Origin of the sequence: Martinezella lusitana, assembly GCF_014207095.1 — a bacterium.
GTDB lineage: Bacteria > Pseudomonadota > Alphaproteobacteria > Rhizobiales > Rhizobiaceae > Rhizobium > Rhizobium lusitanum_B.
The window spans coordinates 1-18,638 of the sequence record NZ_JACHBG010000035.1 but is presented as its reverse complement, the minus strand read 5'-3'; the positions used below and the strand labels follow the sequence as shown (position 1 = coordinate 18,638).

General features: G+C 59.6%; 17 protein-coding genes. 9 read left to right on the top strand and 8 right to left on the bottom strand.

Going from position 1 to position 18,638, the window contains the following annotated elements:
- Positions 1 to 27: 27 nt before the first annotated feature.
- The 8 genes from GGD46_RS31990 (at position 28) to GGD46_RS33665 (ending at position 8,961) form a co-directional block, all read left to right on the top strand.
- Positions 28 to 1,053 carry a BMP family ABC transporter substrate-binding protein gene (locus GGD46_RS31990; RefSeq protein WP_184711230.1) on the top strand — a complete coding sequence of 342 codons (1,026 nt, stop codon included), beginning with the start codon at positions 28 to 30 and terminating at the stop codon, positions 1,051 to 1,053.
- Between the two features lie 95 nt (positions 1,054 to 1,148).
- Positions 1,149 to 2,732, top strand: a complete 1,584-nt coding sequence (locus tag GGD46_RS31985; protein ID WP_184711189.1) for an ABC transporter ATP-binding protein — start codon at positions 1,149 to 1,151, stop codon at positions 2,730 to 2,732.
- A gap of 2 nt (positions 2,733 to 2,734) precedes the next feature.
- Positions 2,735 to 3,772, top strand: coding sequence for an ABC transporter permease (locus tag GGD46_RS31980; protein ID WP_184711182.1), 1,038 nt, complete (start codon positions 2,735 to 2,737; stop codon positions 3,770 to 3,772).
- Positions 3,769 to 4,659, top strand: a complete 891-nt coding sequence (locus GGD46_RS31975; RefSeq protein ID WP_184711181.1) for an ABC transporter permease — start codon at positions 3,769 to 3,771, stop codon at positions 4,657 to 4,659. Before GGD46_RS31980 ends, GGD46_RS31975 begins: the two co-directional genes overlap by 4 nt.
- 15 nt (positions 4,660 to 4,674) lie before the next feature.
- Positions 4,675 to 6,195, top strand: coding sequence for an amidohydrolase family protein (locus GGD46_RS31970; protein WP_184711180.1), 1,521 nt, complete (start codon positions 4,675 to 4,677; stop codon positions 6,193 to 6,195).
- A 556-nt stretch (positions 6,196 to 6,751) separates the two neighbouring features.
- Complete coding sequence (locus GGD46_RS31965) at positions 6,752 to 7,846, top strand: hypothetical protein (RefSeq protein WP_184711179.1); 1,095 nt, start codon at positions 6,752 to 6,754, stop codon at positions 7,844 to 7,846.
- Between the two features lie 207 nt (positions 7,847 to 8,053).
- Positions 8,054 to 8,620 (top strand): hypothetical protein, encoded by a 567-nt coding sequence (locus GGD46_RS34120; RefSeq protein ID WP_246806520.1) that lies wholly within the window; start codon positions 8,054 to 8,056, stop codon positions 8,618 to 8,620.
- 89 nt (positions 8,621 to 8,709) lie between these two features.
- Positions 8,710 to 8,961: a hypothetical protein gene (locus GGD46_RS33665; protein ID WP_210325780.1), complete on the top strand. Its 252-nt coding sequence runs from the start codon at positions 8,710 to 8,712 to the stop codon at positions 8,959 to 8,961.
- On the opposite strand, the gene GGD46_RS31955 is transcribed toward GGD46_RS33665, so the two are convergent.
- From GGD46_RS31955 to GGD46_RS31920, 8 genes are all read right to left on the bottom strand, one after another.
- Positions 8,958 to 9,197 (bottom strand): hypothetical protein, encoded by a 240-nt coding sequence (locus tag GGD46_RS31955; RefSeq protein ID WP_184711178.1) that lies wholly within the window; start codon positions 9,195 to 9,197, stop codon positions 8,958 to 8,960. The genes GGD46_RS33665 and GGD46_RS31955 overlap by 4 nt on opposite strands.
- A gap of 145 nt (positions 9,198 to 9,342) precedes the next feature.
- Positions 9,343 to 10,158, bottom strand: coding sequence for a tryptophan synthase subunit alpha (gene trpA / locus GGD46_RS31950; protein ID WP_184711177.1), 816 nt, complete (start codon positions 10,156 to 10,158; stop codon positions 9,343 to 9,345).
- Positions 10,155 to 11,345, bottom strand: coding sequence for a tryptophan synthase subunit beta (trpB, locus tag GGD46_RS31945; RefSeq protein WP_184711175.1), 1,191 nt, complete (start codon positions 11,343 to 11,345; stop codon positions 10,155 to 10,157). Before trpB ends, trpA begins: the two co-directional genes overlap by 4 nt.
- A gap of 1 nt (position 11,346) precedes the next feature.
- A complete protein-coding gene (locus tag GGD46_RS31940) occupies positions 11,347 to 12,279 on the bottom strand; it encodes an ABC transporter permease (RefSeq protein WP_184711173.1) in 933 nt (310 codons plus the stop codon).
- Entirely contained in the window at positions 12,276 to 13,790 is a 1,515-nt protein-coding gene (locus tag GGD46_RS31935; RefSeq protein ID WP_184711172.1) for a sugar ABC transporter ATP-binding protein, read from the bottom strand. The genes GGD46_RS31940 and GGD46_RS31935 overlap by 4 nt, the downstream gene beginning before the upstream one ends.
- Positions 13,791 to 13,814: 24 nt before the next feature.
- A complete protein-coding gene (locus GGD46_RS31930; protein ID WP_246806519.1) occupies positions 13,815 to 14,729 on the bottom strand; it encodes a sugar ABC transporter substrate-binding protein in 915 nt (304 codons plus the stop codon).
- A 37-nt stretch (positions 14,730 to 14,766) separates the two neighbouring features.
- Positions 14,767 to 16,224, bottom strand: coding sequence for an FGGY-family carbohydrate kinase (locus tag GGD46_RS31925; RefSeq protein WP_184711170.1), 1,458 nt, complete (start codon positions 16,222 to 16,224; stop codon positions 14,767 to 14,769).
- Positions 16,225 to 16,373: 149 nt separating this feature from the next.
- Positions 16,374 to 17,342 carry an AraC family transcriptional regulator gene (locus tag GGD46_RS31920; protein WP_184711169.1) on the bottom strand — a complete coding sequence of 323 codons (969 nt, stop codon included), beginning with the start codon at positions 17,340 to 17,342 and terminating at the stop codon, positions 16,374 to 16,376.
- 475 nt (positions 17,343 to 17,817) lie between these two features.
- Between GGD46_RS31920 and GGD46_RS31915 the strand changes: the two genes are divergently transcribed.
- Positions 17,818 to 18,312: a histidine kinase gene (locus tag GGD46_RS31915; RefSeq protein WP_184711168.1), complete on the top strand. Its 495-nt coding sequence runs from the start codon at positions 17,818 to 17,820 to the stop codon at positions 18,310 to 18,312.
- Positions 18,313 to 18,638 lie beyond the last annotated feature (326 nt).

Genomic DNA, 18,638 nt, shown 5'->3' with positions numbered 1-18,638 from the left:
AGAAGTGACAACGATCTTTCTCGCGGCATCGATCGCCGCACCTTCCTCCAGCTTGGTGCCGGCGCCGCAGCGTTTGGTCTTGCTGCCGGGGTGATGCCGCAAGCGGCGCGTGCCGCCGGCGGGCTCGTCGCGCTTGTTCACACGCAGGCGGCCGGTGACAACGGCCCGGTCGACGCCATGATCGCCAAGCTGAAGCAGCTGTCGACGGAGCAGGGGTTCACCTATCGAGCCGTCTATGCGCAGGATCCCGCGACTTACGAGACGGTGTTCCGTACGCTCGGCGATGCCGGCGCCTCCATCATCGTCTCGACCTTCAATGAAGTCGCAGAGCCGTTCAAGGCGCTTGCCCCATCCTACCCCAATACCAAATGGATCCAGCTGTTTGCCGATCCCTTCGAACCTGCGATCCCGAACGTCGTTACGGTCTCTTATGACTATTATCTCGGCTGCTTTCTCTCCGGCGTCTTTGCCGCCAAGATGTCGAAGACCGGCAAGATCGGCTTCATTGGCGGTGTTTCCATCCCGCCGCTCAACGCCGATTTCAACGCGCTGAAGGCCGGCGTCCAATCGGTCAACCCCAATGCCACGGTGACGGCCGCCTTCGCCGGCTCGTTCCAGGATCCGGCCAAAGGTCAGGAAATTGCGACGCAGATGTTCAATGATGGCATCGACTATATCCAGACAGATGCGGCAGCCACCGATGGCGGCATCATCGCTGCGGCCAACGAGAAGGAGGGCCGGATGGTCAGCTGCCTTTCGCCGGCGCAGTTCGCGCTCGGGCCTAAGTCGGTGATCTCGATCGTCGGATTGGACTTTGGCGTGTCACTCTACAACGAAGTGAGCAAGGCTCTCGGAGCGGCATGGAAGGGCGGCGCCCACGAGCATACCGGTCTCGGGACAGGTGTCATCAACTTCATCCCTTCACCGCTATTTGCAGAGCAGGGTCCGGCAGAGCTGACGGCAAAGGCAAAGGAGGCCTTGAAGGACGTCGACAAGGTGCGCGCCGGCATTCTTGACGGCTCCGTCAAGGTCGCGTTCAAGACCACTCTTTAATACCAGTTCGGCCGGTTGCCTAACGGCAGCCGGCCAGAGCATCTTGGGCTCCGGCGATAGCGACGGGCCTGCAGAATCATGTCGGGAAGCTTCTCATGTCCAATCACTCACCGCCTGCGCTCGCATGCCGCGACGTAACCGTCCGCTATGGCGATGTGACGGCGCTTTCGGACGTTTCGATCGAATTCGAGGCCGGCCTCATTCATGCCGTTCTCGGCCAGAACGGCGCTGGCAAAACCACATTCGCCCGTGTCGCGTCCGGCCTCGTGCAGCCGACTGCCGGCCAGGTCGAAATCTCCGGACGGGCCATCCGTACAGGCCATGTGCGCGACAGCCGCGAAGCGGGCGTCGAACTTGTCCATCAGAGCTTTGCTCTGCCGCCATCCTTTACGGTTGCGGAAGTGATGGAGTTCGGTGCGCCGGGCCATGGAGGCTTTTATTCGCGCAAGGCGCTGGCGCAAAAATGGCGCGCGCATTTGCAGAGCCTCGATATCCAGGTCGACCTTTCGCGGCGCATTCGCGATCTGCCGGTCGAAACCCAACAGAGCATCGAGATCGCCCGCGCTCTTGTCACCGACGCGAAAGTATTGATCCTCGACGAACCGACGGCCGTTCTCTCTCCCGCCGGGATCGAGACGCTCTTCGCCCGCGTGCGGCGGCTGAAGGAGCGCGGTGTTACCGTCATTCTCATTCTTCACAAGATCCGGGAGGTTCTCGCCATCGCAGACACGATCAGCGTATTGCGAGGCGGTCGGCGCGTCGAAGGGCCGCTGCCGAAGGCCGGTCTCACGGCTGAACAGCTGACGGCATTGATCGTTGGCGATGCGGCGCGTCCGCAAAGCGCAAAGGACAGGGACGCGTTGCTTGGTGTCGGCGAACCGGGAGACATCCCGCTCCACGGAAATTCTGGCCGCGCCGCGCGACAGCCGGTATTGACGATGACATCCGTCTCTACTTTGCCTGATGACGAGGGGGCGGCACTCGATAATGTCAGCCTGTCCATCCAACCGGGCGAGATCGTCGGCATCGCCGGTGTCGAGGGCAACGGGCAGAAAACGCTCGTACGTGCCATTGCCAACCTTGCGACCCTCTCGGGCGGTGCGATTATGCTTGCCGGACAGAATGTTACGGAAAAGACGCTGGCGGCCCGCCGCGGCGCTGGGCTTCGCATCATTCCGTTCGAACGCAATGTCGAAGGTCTCAGCCTGACCAGCTCTCTCTGGGAGAACTGGAGCGCACGCGAGTTGCTGCAGGGCTCTCTCCTGAAGCTTGTCAAACCGGCAGGAATCCGCGCGCGCTGTGACCAGTCGCTGAAGAACTGGGGTGTTCACTATCACGCTTCCACGCAGCAGGCCGGTTCGCTATCGGGAGGCAACGCCCAGAAAGTCATTCTAGCGCGTGAAATCGACGCCGACGCCAAGCTCATCATCGCGGCGCAACCGACACGCGGGCTCGATATTGGCGCCACCGCTTTCGTCTGGAAAGCCTTGCGCGAAGCGCGCGACAAGGGGGTGGCGATCCTGTTGATCTCTTCGGATCTGGACGAGTTGTTCGATATTTCCGACCGTGTGGTGGTCATGCTGTCCGGCCGCGTTGCTGGTGAGTTCGTCGGACCATACGATATTCAGTCTGTCGGCGCGGCCATGGTCGGCGCAACGTCCGTTGCTGCGGGAGCATGACGATGAAGAACAAGATAGTCGTTATTCTCCGCAGCTTGGTCTTCGTAGCCCTCTCGCTGATCCTTTGCGCCGTGCTCTTCCAGTTTGCCGGCTACAACGCGCCGCAAATGCTGGTCGCGGTTGCCGATGGCGCATTTTTGCGGCCCGGCGCTGTCGAGCAAAGCCTGAGATGGGCGCTGCCACTGTTCATCACGGCAGTGGGCGTCAGCATTTCCTTCCGCGCTGGCTTCTTCAATATCGGTGCACAGGGGCAGTTCTATGTCGGGGCGATCTCCGCGGCCTTCGCGGCGGAGGCCTTGCGCGGTGGCCCTGCCATCATTGTCGTGCCGTTGATCTTTCTGGCCGGCATGGCGGGTGGCGCGCTTTGGGCACTCTGGCCGGGTCTCCTGAAGCTGCGTTCCGGCACTGACGAGGTGATCACCACGCTGATGGGCAATTTCATGGCTGGCCTGCTCCTGGTCTACGTGACGTCGGGTCCGCTCAAGGATCCATCGGGCACCGGTCAGCAGGCATCGAGCCGTCCGATCGACGCCGCCTATCGCATTTCCAATTCGCTCGGTCTGTCACCAACGATCATCGGCATCGCGCTGGTCGTCGGGATAGCGATGTGGCTTCTCGTCAACCGCACCAGCTTCGGCGTGCTGGCAAGCCTTGCCGGCCGAAACGGCACGATGGTGCGCTGGCAGGGTGCGAAGCTCTGGCAACTTGGCTTGTCGAGTTTCATCATTTCCGGCGCACTGGCGGGCCTTGCGGGAACGATCGAGTTGATGGGTCCTAACGGCCGCATCGCGTCCGGTTTTCTGCCGACGCATGGCTTCACCGCGATCCTGGTAGCGCTTGTCGCCAATCTCTCGGTGGTCGGCACGGCTGTCGTTTCGATCTTCTTCGGAGGCTTGGCATCGGCCGCGCTATACCTGCCGATCATGGCGGGTCTGCCGGCTGCGGCGATCGACATCATCAACGCCGCCATCGCGCTCTTCATCACGGCCAGATCCAACGTCGTCGAGAAGCTTCTGCGTCTGGGAGGACGTCCGCAATGAACGACATCATCATCGCTATCCTGCGCTCCGGCACGCCATTGATCTACGTGACCCTTGCCGGCGTCATCGCGCAACGCGCCGGTGTCTGGAATCTCGGTCTTGAGGGCCTGATGATCATCGGCGCCTGCGCCACCATTCTCGGCATCATGCTGACGCACTCCTTTATCCTGGCTATCCTCATCGCCATTCTGCTCTGCGTCGCCGCCTCGATACTTCTGTGGTTCGTCATCGAGAAGCTGAAGGCCAATCCGATCATTGCCGGGCTTGGTCTGACGGGCCTCGGCGTCGGCGGCACGGCGCTGGCGGTGGAATCGATCTTCGGCAGTCAGGGAATGGTGACGGCGCCCTTTGGCGTACCGAAGCTCGGACCAGCGTTCGGCCCCTACGGCGTGCTGTCGATTTTCGTTGCCGCCATGCCGTTCGTCGTTTCCGCCATGTGGCTTCTGCTGCGGCGCAGCCGTTTCGGCCTGCAACTGACCGCCAGCGGCGAGCATCCCTTTGCAGCGCGAAGTGTCGGCATCCAACCGCAGCGAATGCGTCTTCTGGCCTTGTCGATCGGCGGGGCGCTGTGCGCCATCGGCGGAGCGGAACTTGCGGCTGGAAGCCTGCAGTTCTTCGCACAGGGAATGACGGCGGGACGCGGCTTCATGGCGTTTGCCGCCGTCATCTTCGGAGCGGCCCATCCGGTCGGCGCGACGCTGGCTGCACTCTTCTTTGCCATTGCCGGCGCGCTCGGAATCCGCGCCCAGTTGATGTTCGGGGATAAGGTTCCGCACGACCTGCTGCAAGCGCTGCCCTATCTCGCCACCGTATTCGGCGTCTGGCTTTCCGGCCGGTTGAGCGGCTCCAAGACGGCGGGAAGTTTCGGCGAACTGAAGGACCAATAGGAGAGGGAAACCGCCATGAACAAGATCCTGATCCGCAACGCCATGATCCTCGCTGTCGATGCAGCGCATGGTACGCAGCCTTTCGCCGGAGACATTCTGGTGGACAACGGCTTGATCGCCGCAATCGGCCCCAATCTGATCCCGCCGGATGGCGCCCGCATTATCGACGGTCGCGACCGATTGGTGATGCCGGGCCTGATCAACGCTCATACCCATTCCAGCGAAACCTTCTTTCGCGGCCGCTATGAAGGCATGCCGCTCGAGATCTGGTTGCTTTATGCCTATCCGCTACTGATGAACGATCCGATCGGTAAGCGGCTCCTCTACTTGCGAAGCCTGCTGCTGGCGATGGAGTCGCTACGCAACGGCGTCACGACACTCTGTGACGACTTCTTCGATCCGCCGGCCCACGATCTCGATCGGCTCGGCACGGTGTTCCGCGCTTATGAAGATGCGGGTATTCGCGCGAATGTCTCAAGCGCCGCCATGAACATCCACACGCTCGATGCGCTGCCGTTTGCGCGCGAGGTGACGCCGGCGGAACTACAGAATCTGCTCGACTTCGGGCCGCCGATGACGACTGACGCCTATGTCGATTTCTGCAAATCCGCATTTGACAGCTTGCATGGCCGCGCCGGGCGCGTGAACTTCATGATCGCACCGTCGGCGCCACAGCGTTGCACGCCGGACCTCATGATGGCCTGTATGGAGCTGGCCGTGGCAAAACGTGTCCCATTCCATACCCATGTGCTGGAAACGCGGACACAGGCGATTACCGGGCACGAACTGCACGGCAAGAGCCTTATTGCATATATGAAGGATCTGGGGCTTCTTCGGCGCAACACGACGATCGCGCATTCGGTCTGGGTCAGCGATGAAGACATGTCACTGATGGGGGACGCCGGCGTCTCGGTCGCCCATAACGCCATTTCCAACCAGAAGCTCGGTGCCGGCATCGCGCCGGTGAGGCGCCTGCTGGATCTGGGCGTCACGCTTGGCCTTGGCACGGATGGCGTCTCATCCAACGATACAGCGCGCATCTTCGACGTCATGCGTGTAGCTGGTCTCATCCACGCCGTTTCCGGTCCGGATTACGAGAAGTGGGTCACAGCCGATGAGGTCTTGCGCATGGCAACGATCGGCGGAGCGAAGACGGCGATGCTCGAGCACGTCACCGGTTCACTGGAGGTGGGAAAATCCGCCGATCTGGTGATCCTGAACTTGCGGTCCTATCCCTTCATGCCGTTCAACGATGCCGCCAAGCATCTCGTCTATTCTGAAAACGGCTCGTCCATCGAAAAAGTCATGGTCGCCGGTCGCATCGTCATGGAGGAGGGCCGGCTGACCACCGTGGACGAGGCTGCCGTCTTTGCCGAACTGGCCGAACTCGTACCGGCGTGGCTGCAAGAACATGCCGAGCTTGAGCGCCGCAACAGTGTGTTCGTCCCGGTCATGGCCGAAATCCATCGCCGCGCGTCCTTGGCCGAGTTGCCGCTTTACCGCTATCAAGGCGATTTTCCATCGAAATCTGTGTGATGCCAGAGCGCTGTCTCCGTCATCGCAACTCTCCCAAATGGGGCAGGACTGGCAGTCTTCCTGGGCGCTATGCGCCTTGGTGGGGGGCCAGCGCCTCCAATGGGCATGACCGTTTCCGGACTGTCACGAGCGGCTGTTTGGCGACTTCCTCGCGGATGTCACGGAGCCTGTGCAGCTGACCAAGACTTCGACAGAGGGCCTCGCTCTGCCGAAGTCTGGCCTAGGGGATTGATCTCAATTGGCATGAAAGGGCGACTTTCCTCTCGTCGAACATTCCTCCGCCTCGTGCTCGCGCCTCGCTTTCAAAAGGTGGTTGCTGTCTAATTTTGACGGGCAGGGCCTACCAAGGGGCGTACGCAGCTTCCGGCTGTACGTCGATCGGACTGCCTACAAAGATGGTGGATCTTTTACAACCTGCTATTGAACTTCGCGGTGAGCCGTCTATTTACCGCGCGGCAGATGTGGGCAGGAAGTCGAACCCCAGGATCAAGCGAGGCTCAGGCTTCGACCGGCTTTTTCAGATGCCCATGTCATCATTCGGAGCTTCAGGCGCACAATGACATTTCCGACTATCCAGCTTCCCCAGAGAGCTCTCAAGCTTGCTCAGGGCGCGATTACCACGGCGCGAGGCAGCTATTTTTCACTACCGATAGTGCTAGCACTCACCGTCTTCATGGTGGTGTGGGAAGCCCCAGGCATATTGAGGGATTGGACGATCAACCAGAACCCCGTGATGCTCGACAGCGGCGATATTCGTAACGGCAAATGCGAGACTAGAAAAGGCTTCTTCACGACATGCTCGGCGCATCTCAACTATGCGTATAACGGGCAGAAGTATGACAAGGACGTCGAGATCATGTTCGTCGACGCCCATACCGGTGACTACGAAACCAGTCTCGTTATATCTGGCGAGCATCCGGAACTCGCGACGCTTAGCCTCGGCATCGACAAGCTCTGGAACCGGATCATCACGCTTGCGGTGTTCGCTGTCCTGTTGGGAGGTGTCTCCCTCGGCCTGATCTACCAGATCTTGCGTGTCTGGCGCGTCCGCGGCGGGTTGAGCCGACCGGCTGACCTTGTCCCTGTCCCGGTGGAGATTACAGGTGTCGACCGGGCCGGCAAGCGGTTGAATGTGACCTATGCCGACAAGATTTCCGGCAGGAAGACGGGTCGGGCCGCCCACACGCGTTTCGAGCTGGGGCAGGAGCCTCTGCTGGTCGGCACGAAGGGCGATCACGCCGTGGCGCTTGCCGTTTGGCATGGAAAGTCTGCGCTCCCCATCCTTCTGGATAAGCAGCTGGAACGAATCGACATGACGGCTGAAGAGCGCTCAAGGGCTCTCGCGCCGCTTACCGCGGAATTGGTTGGGCAACAGCTGGAGCTTGTCACGCAGCGAAAGAAGGGTCCTTCGATCACGGCGCGCCTTGCCAGAGTGTTGCTTGTGATACTGCTGATCATCGGTGCCGTTTTCGGCTACTGGGTCTGGTATGTGACCAGCGCGGACTCGCAGTTCAACTCCCCCGGGATGGACATCAACAACATGATGCCAGCTCCCCTCAACAACTGGGGTTGCGCGCAGTTGAAGAAGCGTTTTGGCGATCAGCGGGCGCCGTTCGGATGTGTCGCTTCGGACTTTACCAGTTGGCGGTGAACCGAATCTCACGGATCTCATGCCGTCTGACGCGGGCTCACCTCGGCTCGCGTCTGTTTGCCGATGCCACCTGAGCGCTGACCACCTTGCGGATTTCGCTAGCATTAGTGGTAGAGTGGCCACATGCTCAACCTATGTTCCGCTTCACGCAAGGTTGTGCCAATACTGTCATTACGTCTTGAGATTTCAACGTTTGGCGGATTGAAAATGGCTATTTCCATCAGTGCAGACAGGAAATACAGCGCTCTCTTGAGCAAGAACGGCAGTAACTCGAAGGCGAGTAAACAGCCTAGCATCTATGATGTTTTTCCCCGCTCTCCTGGTCTGGGCGGAACGGCGCAAGCTTCAAATCCACCCGGTGCGAACCAGCAACCAGCCATTTCTCAGCCTGAAATCGCAACGAATGGTTTCATGGCATCATTGAAGGCCAAGCTGTCGGAGACGACGGACGATCCTGAAAGCTATCTGCGTTCTCAATCCATGCTCAGCGCCCTGAAGGCAGGAAAGTTGACTGTGACCGACGCCACGCAGGGCAAGGAAATCATGGCCTGGGACAAGGACTCAAAAGCCAAGCCGACCAAGGCGGACAATATCAGCAAGAGCGACTGGACCACTTTCCTGAATGACCATCTGAAACGCGATGATCACGGAGCCTTCCAAAAGACGGCTGACGGCTCCTATGTAGACAAACACCCCGACGAAAAAGCCTATTTCGGGCGGGTCGCCGGAAAATACTACTATGTAACCTGGCCATCCGATAAAACCTCGACCTAGATCGCAATTCCTATAGAGCCCGGCATAGAAGAATACGACGAGGACGAAGGCCGGTCTGTACGGGCGACGGAATCTGGCGGCAAGGTTCTTTGATCGCAAGCGTCGAGCAGCTTAAGCACGCTTCGGGCTTGGGTGATGTGTCGCTGAAATACATCGGATTTGGCGATGCCGCCATCTCTCTGCCGCTGGTCGAAAACGTCTTCACCCAGAAAGGCGACGAGTTCTCGAAAGACCTCCGCATCTTGAGGCGTAATCAGATAGCCTGTCGTTTGCATGGCGCACGTCTCAGTTCCCGCCGGCTGCCGGCGGGGCTCCTTACTTCCGTTGTCAGGTACGGTTAAGCCGCGTTCAGATCCGATATCTCGCCATGCTTCACCAGCAGGCGAGGCGATGTCATGTCACCGGTTTCCTCATCCACCATGACGGCATAGGCGGCAACGCCGACGAAGCGAGCAGACATGGCCGAAGCGATCTTCTCGGCGCTGACGGCGTTCGATGCTTGACGCATCTCGCCCGGCACGAGGTTACCGCGGTTCTTTCGATACGGCAGGATAATGAACTTCTCGGCATTGCTCATGGCATCTTCCCTGATTTGTTCTCAAAATGTTCTCATTTTTGGGAAGAGTCAAGCGTGAGAACTATTGACCGATCACAGGGCATGTTTGCAGGTGCATTAAAGCACCCGCTGACGGGACACACGACCCAAAGCAGAGCGCTCAGGCTCAGCTATCAATGGCGTGCCGATAGTCGGCGACTACTTGTGCGGCCGTCGACTTGAACGTCTCGTGCGCGCAATCTTGAAGCATCGTCTCGAACCGCTCGATCAGGGCCGTCGCAACGATTACGCCGTCCGCCACCTTGGCGACAGCCGCTGCCATATCGGGTGTCTTGATGCCGAAGCCGACCATGATGGGCATGCCGCTAACGCTGCGGCAGCGTTCGACCGCATCCGCGATGACGTCGATCGATGCGGACGGACCGCCGGTTGGCCCGACCACCGGGATGCAATAGAGGAAGCCGCCTACGCCCCTCTGATCCGAAACGAAATCTTCCGTCGGCAGTGACGGTGCTGCGAGCGGGATCATGACGAGCCCATACTTGCTGAGGTGTTTGAGAAGCGCGTCGGCTTCCCGCAACGGCAGGTCGGCGACGATCAGACCATCCACGCCTGCGGCGGCCGCGCGCGCGGCAAAGACGTCATAACCCATGGTCCTGATTGGATTGGCGTAACCCATCAGGATGATCGGTGTCTCGTCGTTATCCAGGCGGAAGGCGGCGCACAGGTCCAATGTCCGAGGCAAGCTGCCTCCCGCTGCAAGCGCACGTCGATTTGCCCGCTGGATCGTCGCACCATCCAGGATTGGATCGGAGAAGGGATGGCCGATCTCCAGCAGATCGATGCCATTTTCGGCCAGGAGCCGCATTCGCTCCAGGCTTTCGTCAAAGGAGGGATCGCAGGCGACGGTGAAGGTAACAAACGCGCTGCGGCGTTCCGCCTTCAGGCGTGCGAACATGAGGTCGATACGATTTCGCGTCATTTGCAGTTTTCCGCCCAGATGATGTCGAGATCCTTGTCGCCTGCGGAGGGGACCATGACGACCACGGCGTCGTTTCGATCATAATGGCGCGCTATGCGCTCCGCGGCGGCCAATGCGTGGCCCGCTTCGAGCGAGACCAGGACGCCTTCGCGGATCGCAAGACGCAGGACCGCTTGACGTGCGTCTTCGTCGGTAAAAGTAAGCGTCTCGACGCGGCCGCGCTCGACGAGATGTGCAAGCTCTGGTGCGGATCCGGGGTAGGCAAGTCCGGGTGCGATGGATGCGGTTGGCTGGATCTGGCCGTTTTCGTCCGCAAGCACAAGCGTTTCCGCACCATGGAAAATGCCCGGCTGCCCTTTCGCAAGGCGGGCTGAATGCGGCTTGCCTTCGCCGCCTTCACCACCTGCCTCAACGGCTATCAGCCGGATCTGACGGTCGTCGACGAACGCGGAAAAAATGCCGAGGGTTGAGGAGCCCCCGCCAACCGCTGAAACAATTGCCTTTGGCAATACACCCGCTTCCAATAGTTGGAGGCGGGTTTCACGGCCGATTATCGACTGAAATGCCCCGACCATGGCTGGAAAGGGATGAGCGCCGATCGGTGCACCGGCGAGGTAGGCTGTCGTAGCGCTGTTGCCCATCCAGTGGCGGATTGCAGCGGAGGTTGCTGCGCTCAATGTCCGGTCAGCATCCTCCACGACCTGAAGATCGGCGCCAAAGGCGCGCATTTTCTTGATTGTCGAGGGGTGCCGTTGCGCGTCGCTGCTTCCCATGTAGATCGTGCAGGCAAGCCCGAGCCGCGCAGCGACGGCGGCAGCTGCCACTCCGTTTTGGCCAGATCCTGTATCGGTGACGAGGGAGCCGAGCCCCATCCGCACGGCAAGCAGGCATTGCCCGAGGGCTGAATTGGCGTAATTGCCGCCATTGAAGGTCAGGTCGTCGCGTTTCAGGATGATGCGGGCGCCGCCATTGACGGAGGCCAGCCTAACGGTTTCGAAGATTGGCGTTGGTCGGCCGACGAACCGTCCCAAAAGATCTTCGAACGTCCGGCGAAAGGCGGGATCCTCCCAAGCCGCGTTGAATGAAGCTTCCAGGCGGTCCAGCACAGGCAAGAGCACGGGCGCAACGAATTGCCCGCCAAACCGTCCGTACCGGCCAGGGCGTTCCTTCCGTGAAGCGGTCGCCATGTCAGGCTGTCCCTTGGCCGATGCGGCGCACGAGCACCGCGGCAAGGATAATGGTGCCGGTGATGATGTCCTGAAGGAATGTCGATACGCCAAGGATGGTGAGGCCATTGCCGACAACTGCGATAATGGCGGCTCCAACTACGGTCCCCGGCAGGTTCGCTTCACCCTCGCGAAATGCGGTCATTCCGAGAAATACGGCAGCATAGGCGCTTAGGAGATAACCTCCTCCGCCCGTGGGGTTGGCGCTGCCGATGCGGGCGGTCAGCAGAATTCCGACCAGAGCCGCCAGCACGGCCGAGACGATGAAAGCCGCAACGGTATTGGAGACGATCCTGACGCCGGCCAGTCGCGCCGCCTCACGGTTTCCCCCGATGGCATAGAGCTTGCGGCCAATTTCCAGCTTATCGAGCAGGATCCAGACAACGAAGGCGATGGCGATCAGCCACCATGTCAATGTCGGCAGGCCCAGCGTATGACCCCGTCCGATATCGCGGAACCCGCTTGGAATGTCTCCGAGCAAGGTTGCGCCATCACAGATCCAGAAGGTGATGCCGCCGATGATCGTGCCAACCGCGAGCGTAGCGATGAACGAGAGTACCTGGAAGCGCGAGACGACATAGCCGGAAATTGCGCCGAAAAGTGCTGCGATCGACAAGACGAGCAGGCAGGCGAGGGGAGCTGGCACGCCAAGCTTGAAGAGATAGACCGCGAAAATCCCGCCGAAGGACACGATCGATGCCGTCGAAAGATCGAACTCGCCGACCGCCATGACGACAGTTGCCCCAATGGCGACGATCGCCAACAACGTCATTTGCTGCGTGATGTTGATCAGGTTCGACATCGAGCCGAACGCGCCCGGGGAGACGATGGAGAAGGCGGCTATGATCGCGACAAGCGCGAACAGGGTTCCGTATTGTCTGGCAAAGCCGGTCATGCGGATGGATCTTTCCTGATGTCTTGATGGAATGCGGCGTCGACAATCCGGGATGGAGTGAGTTCCTCGCCTTCCAGCCGTGCCGTGATATCGCCGTTTGCAAAGACCGCGACGTGGTGCGAAAGCGCGAATAGCTCGTCCATGTCGCTGGTGGTCATGAGTACGGCTGCGCCATCAGCTGCAATTTGCCGCACGATCGCATGGATTTCCGCCTTGGCGCCGACATCGACGCCGCGTGTCGGTTCGTCGAGGATCAGCAGCCGGATCTGCCCGCCGAACCAGCGGCCGAACAGGAGTTTCTGCTGATTGCCGCCCGAAAGTGTCAGAGGCATCGCCCAGGGCGAACTCATTTTCACAGCGAGCCGCTCGCGGATCGCATCGGCGCGGGAGGCCAGCATGGCGCGGCTGGTGATCGGGAGGGCAGGGTTGGCACGAACGCGTTTGAGATCGCTGATCGCAAGATTCTCGGCAATCGAGCGCACCGACACCAGCCCCTCGTTGCGACGATCTTCAGGCACGTAGGCTCCCCCCAATCGAATACGAGCGCGGATGTCGCCTGACCTCAAGGAGTGGCCGCCGATGCGGATCGCTCCGCCCTCGGTCGGCCGCGAGCCCCAGATCATCTTCATGAAAGAGGAGCGGCCGGCACCAACCAAGCCGTAAAGGCCGAGGATTTCGCCTTCGCGAACCGATAGCGATATCGTGTTGCCTCGTATTCCGAATGGCAGCCGCTCGATTTCGAGTACAGGTTTGCCGACAGGCGGTGGTAGGGACCTGTCGGTTCTGATTTCGTCGTGGCCCGACATCAAGCGCACAAGGTCTGCTCGCGTCGTGCCCTGCATGGCGCCTGTGCCGACCGTCTTTCCACCGCGAAGCACCGTGAAGCGGTCACAGATCTCGGCCACTTCGTCGAGCCGGTGAGAAATGAAGATGACGGCGACACCGTGAGCGGCAAGCGTCCTGACCGCCTTATGCAAACGTTGTGCTTCTCCTTCGGAGAGTGAAGCTGTCGGCTCGTCCATGACGATCAGCCGTGCCGGATCATTCATCAAGGCGCGGATGATCTCGACGAGCTGCTTCTGTCCCGTTGTCAAACGCGCGGCGGGAACATCGAGCGGCAGATCGGGAGCGATGCTGGCGGCCGCCTCCGCCACCACCCGGCTCATGGCTTGACGATCTATGAACGGGCCTTTGCGCGGGTAGGGGCGCCCGACGAAGGCATTCTCAACCGCAGTAAATTGCGGCACGAGGCTGAGTTCCTGATGGATGAAGCGAAAACCCAAAGCTTCGGCCTGGCGTACGCTCTCGATCGCCGTGTGCTCGCCGTCGACCAGAATCTTGCCGTCATCCGGCCTGGCGAGGCCGGACAACGTCTTGATGAGTGTGGACTTGCCCGCACCGTTTTCTCCGAGCAGGCCATGAACCGAGCCGGCGGTCACAGAGAGGTCCGCGCCCGCCAGCGCCCGAACGCCGCCGAAGCGCTTTTCGAGACCGCTTATCTGAAGCAACATGGCCGGAACTCTCCAACGCTCAGGTCAAGGGCACTTCACGCCAAGCGTCTCGGGCGTGACCATGACGGCTGGGACGGAAATCTCATCCTTGTCGGCCTTTCCGCCGCCGAGGATTTTTTCGAGCTGCTCGGCGCCGATCTCGGCAATTTTCGGGAAGTCCTGGCGGAAAGTCGCCTTGTAGCGTGTGCAAGACTTGATCATGTCGATTGCCTGCTGGCTGCCGTCTATCCCCATGATGATGAACTTTGCATCCGGCTTTTCCGATTCAGCGGCAAGTTCGGCGCCGACGCCAGGATCGTCCCAGGCAGCCCAGACACCGTTGATGTCGTCGCCGTGCTGGCGAAGGATGTTTTCCATGGCGACGCGGCCGTCGTCGACGGGGCCTGGAACCTTGACGAAATGGTCTGCGATGACCTTGATATCTGGATTCTTCTTCAGCGCTTCATCCAGTGCCAATTCGCGCTGATGAACGCCCGGATGCGCCGAATGGAAGAACTTGACGATATTCCCCTTGCCGCCGAGTGCCTTGAACAGCGCGTCCGAAAGCTGCGTGCCGAGATCGAAATTGTTGGACGTAACGTTGACCGCGACATTTGCGTTCTTCGATCCGTCGAGCGAAATCACCGGAATGCCCGACTTCGCCGCCAGTTCGACCTGATCGCCGATCTGTGCCGGATCTGCCGAAATCAACACGATCGCGGACGCCTTGGCGTTGATCGTATCCTCCATCCGTGATGCCAATTGACCGAAATCGTTGCGCGTGTCGATGATACTGACGGTCCAGCCGCGCTTTTCGCCCTGTGCCTTGAAGCTCTGTGCCATCTCATTGGTCGGCACCGAGCTGATATAGGGCGTCAGGATCGTGACGTTCGTGGCAAACGCCATGGAGGCGGATGACAACAGAGCGGCAACGCTTCCCCAGATTGCTAGTCTTTTCAATTTCATGCTCCTCTTCCCAAAGTGACGATAGTGCTGGTTACGGTTGCACATCGGTATGGATGATACCGATGGGGCGGAGCGCATCGATCGCTCGCAGATAGGCTTGAAACATTGCGTCGTAGCGCGCTTTTTGGCGCGGGTCGGGTTCAAACACCCTTTCCACACGGGTCATGGCCGGCACAGCTTCGGCGATCGACTGGAATGCGCCGATGCCGACGGCTGCGAGAATGGCCGCGCCAAGGCAACCGACATCCGTGAAGCTGAAGCGATGCAGCGGTGTGCCCAGGCAGTCTGCGCGGATCTGGCTCCAGAGATCGGACCGAGCGCCGCCGCCGCCATAGAGCATGTAGTCGGGGCGAAATCCGGCGGCCTCGACCAGAGAGCCCATAGAGTGGCGAGCCGCAAGTGCGACACCTTCCAGCACCGCGAGAGCGAATTGCGGCGCACTCGTACGACTGTCGAGGCCGATGAAGGCACCGCGAATTTCGGAATCCCAAAGCGGCGCGCGTTCTCCTTCGAGATGCGGCAAGAACAGGATCGGTCTGTCGGCACGGCTCGCCTTTTCTGCGAGGGCAGGGATATCGCCCGGCTCGACGCCGGCTGTCGAGGCCCACCAGCGCAAGGAATCCGCGCCGCTCTGCGTAGGACCGGCGTTGACCACAAGCCCCTCAATCGTCGCGAAGGTAACGATCCCGGGTGCACCGATGCGCTCCGAGCCGGCGAGGGCAAGGATTTCGGACGTCCCACTGACATACATCCCTTGTCCCGGCCGGAAGACACCGCAGCCAAAGAGGTTGCCCCAAGCGTCCATGGTGCCGGTGATGACGGGGACCCGGCGTCCAGAGGAATCCAATGTCATTTCGCCAGCAATGTCGGTGAAATGCTTGAGCGGTGGCAGCTTGGCCTTGGCGCCCGGCACCCGATCGATCAGCGCGTCGATATATTGATGGTCCAACCCAACCTGACCAAAGGCGGAAATTGGATCGGACACGGCTTGCCCGGTAAGCTTCAAAAGACAGAAATCGCGGGCCGACAAAACCTGGTGCGTTTGTGCCCAGAGATCCGGATGGTGTTTGGCAAGCCACATCATTTTGGCAAGCACATGGCTCGCCCCGATGGGTAGTTCCGCACCCCACCATTCCTGTTTCTCGGCGGGCGTGATCGTCGCGTCGAGCTTTGCAGCTTCCGTTCCGGCACGGATGTCCTGCCAGGTGATTGCGGGCATCAGCGGTTTGCCACTGTTGTCGACAAAGACGTCCGTGTTCACCTGACTGCAGATGCCGACTGCACGGATATCGGCCGGATCGCGTCCAGAAAGCAGATTGGCAATCGCATCGTGGATGCCATCCAGCCAACGCTGCGGGTCCTGCTCAACCATGCCGGGGCCAGGCCGCGATGTGGGATAGCTGTGGCTACGATGGTCGATCACGCTGCCGTCCATCGCAAACAGCGCTGCCTTGACGGAGGTCGAACCGATATCCAAGCCGATGAGCATTCATTTCTCCAGACCGCCAAACCATTTGCAGCGATTTGGCGGACCTTAAGCTCACGTCATGGAACTGTCATGGGAGTTTGCCGCCGGTAAAGCACCGGCAGATGCGAATTCTGCAGGATATGGATAGTCCGGACTGCCTGCGCGTGAGCCTAGCGATCCTGGCGGATATCAGCCGAGGGAAGTACGCCAAAGGTATCCTTGTATGTCGCCGAGAACCGGCCGAGATGATGAAGCCCTACGCTTCTTGCCGCCTGGGCGGCCGCAAGGCCATCGTTGCGGATCAAACGTCGCGCTTCTTCCATGCGGATTCGCGTGAGGATTTCGTGTGGTGTACGCTGATAGTAGGTATGAAAGCCGTCGTAGAGCGCACGTTCGGACATGCCGATTTCGTTCGCAATGGCCGACATCATCAGTCGCTCTGCATAGCGCGCTCTCAGTATATCCATTGCCTGCTTCACATGGCGCGGAGAGGCTTGCAGCCGTTCGGGGACAACGGACGCGCCGCTGGTAAAGGCAATGTTGCGCAGGAGTTCGTCGACCACCGACGTGAGCACGGGGCTGATGGCCTCATGTTCGACAGGGTCGGCAGTTTCCGCTAGCATGTCGGAAAAAATCTGCAGCAAAAAGGTGAAATGGCGCCCGTGTGGGGTCGCAAGGTCGATGACCGGATTAAAGACGGGATTTCCGCTGCGGCGCCGGCGAGCGATTTGCGCGAGACGTTCATCCACCAGCTTGCGGTCGATCTGCAACATCCACTGGCGCGTTCCCTCGCGCCAGCGCGAATGGAATTTGGGACCTGGCGAAAGGATGAGAGCCTTGCCGGGTTCGGAACGGAGGCGCTCTGTGCCGAACGTAATGTCGACGCCGCCGGCCAGCGGCATTTCAAGCATATAAAATTCCTCGAAGCCACGAGAACTCACCGAGACCTCCTGGCCGTACTGCAGGAAATTGAATCCCGAATCCTCGAACTGCAGATGCCTATGGCGGAAGTCGACGGTTTCGGTCTTGCAGGCAGGCGCCAGGCGATGATCGCAATAGGACGTAACCAGATGGGCCTCTGCCTCTCCCAGTACCGTCGCCCTTGTTTCCTTGACTTTTAATGCCGAAACGTCCGCCATCAATGCTCCTCACGCGCCCGACAGTATTGCAGCGGCTCCCGCTGATCGCAAGGATGCGCAAGATGCCTTGTAACAGCGTTTAGGGTAGGGGCGCTCCGCTTGTTCAGTTGTGGCTGATTTGGCCTTGAGTATTCCCCAACGCATCCGACAGTCCAGATGTCGCGCGTTTAACGTATGTTAGGTCGGAGATAGGCCGAGTAGTGCTTCTCAAGCACATCAATACAAAGCAGGGCAGAATTTTGCCATCTGCACTGTTTTTGGCTATCCGCTGGAATTTATGGCGTTACTTAATGCTTGCAGACTGCAACCAATGATCAGTGCCGGCTGAGCGAGCTAGCAATAATAGTATATCTCAGCAGAAATTATTCTCATTATTCTTCTTTCTTATTCTCCAAGTGGTTACGATCTTAACATGTTGTGTTTAGACGTCTGAAGGTCGCCCCACATATCGGCGTTAACCTCTAAGGATTCCGTCATGAAGAAGATTATCGTATTGGCCTTGCTTGCATTCACGTCTCCACTCGCGGCGCACGCTGCGACCTTCAAATTTCCAGGCGAAAAGCCCGTGGCAAGCATCACCATTCCAGACAGCTGGAAGCCGGAGGAAACCGACAGCGGCGTCGAGGGAACCTCGGACGATTCCGCGGTCTATCTTTCAGCCGACGTTGCCAACAACAAATCCATCGACAAAGTTGTTACCGATGCGATCGATTTTCTCGCGAAGAACAAAGTAACGATCGACCCTTCCACTAAAAAGGAGACACCCACTACCGAGGTCAACGGTCTGCAGATGGGTACTTTGGAATGGGATGGAAAGGATGAGAACGGACCCATTAGCGTAGGCTTGCTCATCGTGCAGGTAAGCGCTGACAACGCTCTCGTTGTGACCTACTGGGGAGACAAGGGCGCAGAAGACAAGCACGATGCCGAGGTCAAGGCAATCGTCGCCTCGATCAAGCCGGTTCAGTAACATCGGCTGAAGCAGCGCTCGGCCTGTTACCGTTGCCACCGGGATGGTTGGATTCCGTCCGGACTTGCACCTTTTTCCGCCTGGCAGTGACCCAGTCAGGCGGGGACAGACCTATGAAGTGCTTCGCTATTTTGAACCAACTAAGTGCCATAGCAAAGCGAAGGTCTGGGATAGGGTCATGGTTCGGCAGCAGCGCATTGCATTTGAAAATGGAATATTTCAATCTAAAATAGATGTGGCGGAGGAGTTGGAATGTCTTCTGTCTGGCAAAGTAGAAATGTCCGCTTGGCCGCCACGCGGCACAACGACCAGCCACGATCTGATCG

Excerpts from the sequence above, each read along its gene's own strand:
- GGD46_RS31985 (WP_184711189.1), top strand. The coding sequence starts at position 1,149 with ATGTCCAATCACTCACCGCCTGCGCTCGCATGCCGCGACGTAACCGTC.
- GGD46_RS34120 (WP_246806520.1), top strand. The coding sequence starts at position 8,054 with ATGGCTATTTCCATCAGTGCAGACAGGAAATACAGCGCTCTCTTGAGC.
- GGD46_RS31975 (WP_184711181.1), top strand. The coding sequence starts at position 3,769 with ATGAACGACATCATCATCGCTATCCTGCGCTCCGGCACGCCATTGATC.
- GGD46_RS31970 (WP_184711180.1), top strand. The coding sequence starts at position 4,675 with ATGAACAAGATCCTGATCCGCAACGCCATGATCCTCGCTGTCGATGCA.
- trpB (WP_184711175.1), bottom strand. The coding sequence starts at position 11,345 with ATGGCGACCGCTTCACGGAAGGAACGCCCTGGCCGGTACGGACGGTTT.
- GGD46_RS31935 (WP_184711172.1), bottom strand. The coding sequence starts at position 13,790 with ATGTTGCTTCAGATAAGCGGTCTCGAAAAGCGCTTCGGCGGCGTTCGG.
- GGD46_RS31980 (WP_184711182.1), top strand. The coding sequence starts at position 2,735 with ATGAAGAACAAGATAGTCGTTATTCTCCGCAGCTTGGTCTTCGTAGCC.
- GGD46_RS31925 (WP_184711170.1), bottom strand. The coding sequence starts at position 16,224 with ATGCTCATCGGCTTGGATATCGGTTCGACCTCCGTCAAGGCAGCGCTG.
- GGD46_RS31955 (WP_184711178.1), bottom strand. The coding sequence starts at position 9,197 with ATGAGCAATGCCGAGAAGTTCATTATCCTGCCGTATCGAAAGAACCGC.
- GGD46_RS31915 (WP_184711168.1), top strand. The coding sequence starts at position 17,818 with ATGAAGAAGATTATCGTATTGGCCTTGCTTGCATTCACGTCTCCACTC.
- GGD46_RS31965 (WP_184711179.1), top strand. The coding sequence starts at position 6,752 with ATGACATTTCCGACTATCCAGCTTCCCCAGAGAGCTCTCAAGCTTGCT.
- GGD46_RS31920 (WP_184711169.1), bottom strand. The coding sequence starts at position 17,342 with ATGGCGGACGTTTCGGCATTAAAAGTCAAGGAAACAAGGGCGACGGTA.
- GGD46_RS31940 (WP_184711173.1), bottom strand. The coding sequence starts at position 12,279 with ATGACCGGCTTTGCCAGACAATACGGAACCCTGTTCGCGCTTGTCGCG.
- trpA (WP_184711177.1), bottom strand. The coding sequence starts at position 10,158 with ATGACGCGAAATCGTATCGACCTCATGTTCGCACGCCTGAAGGCGGAA.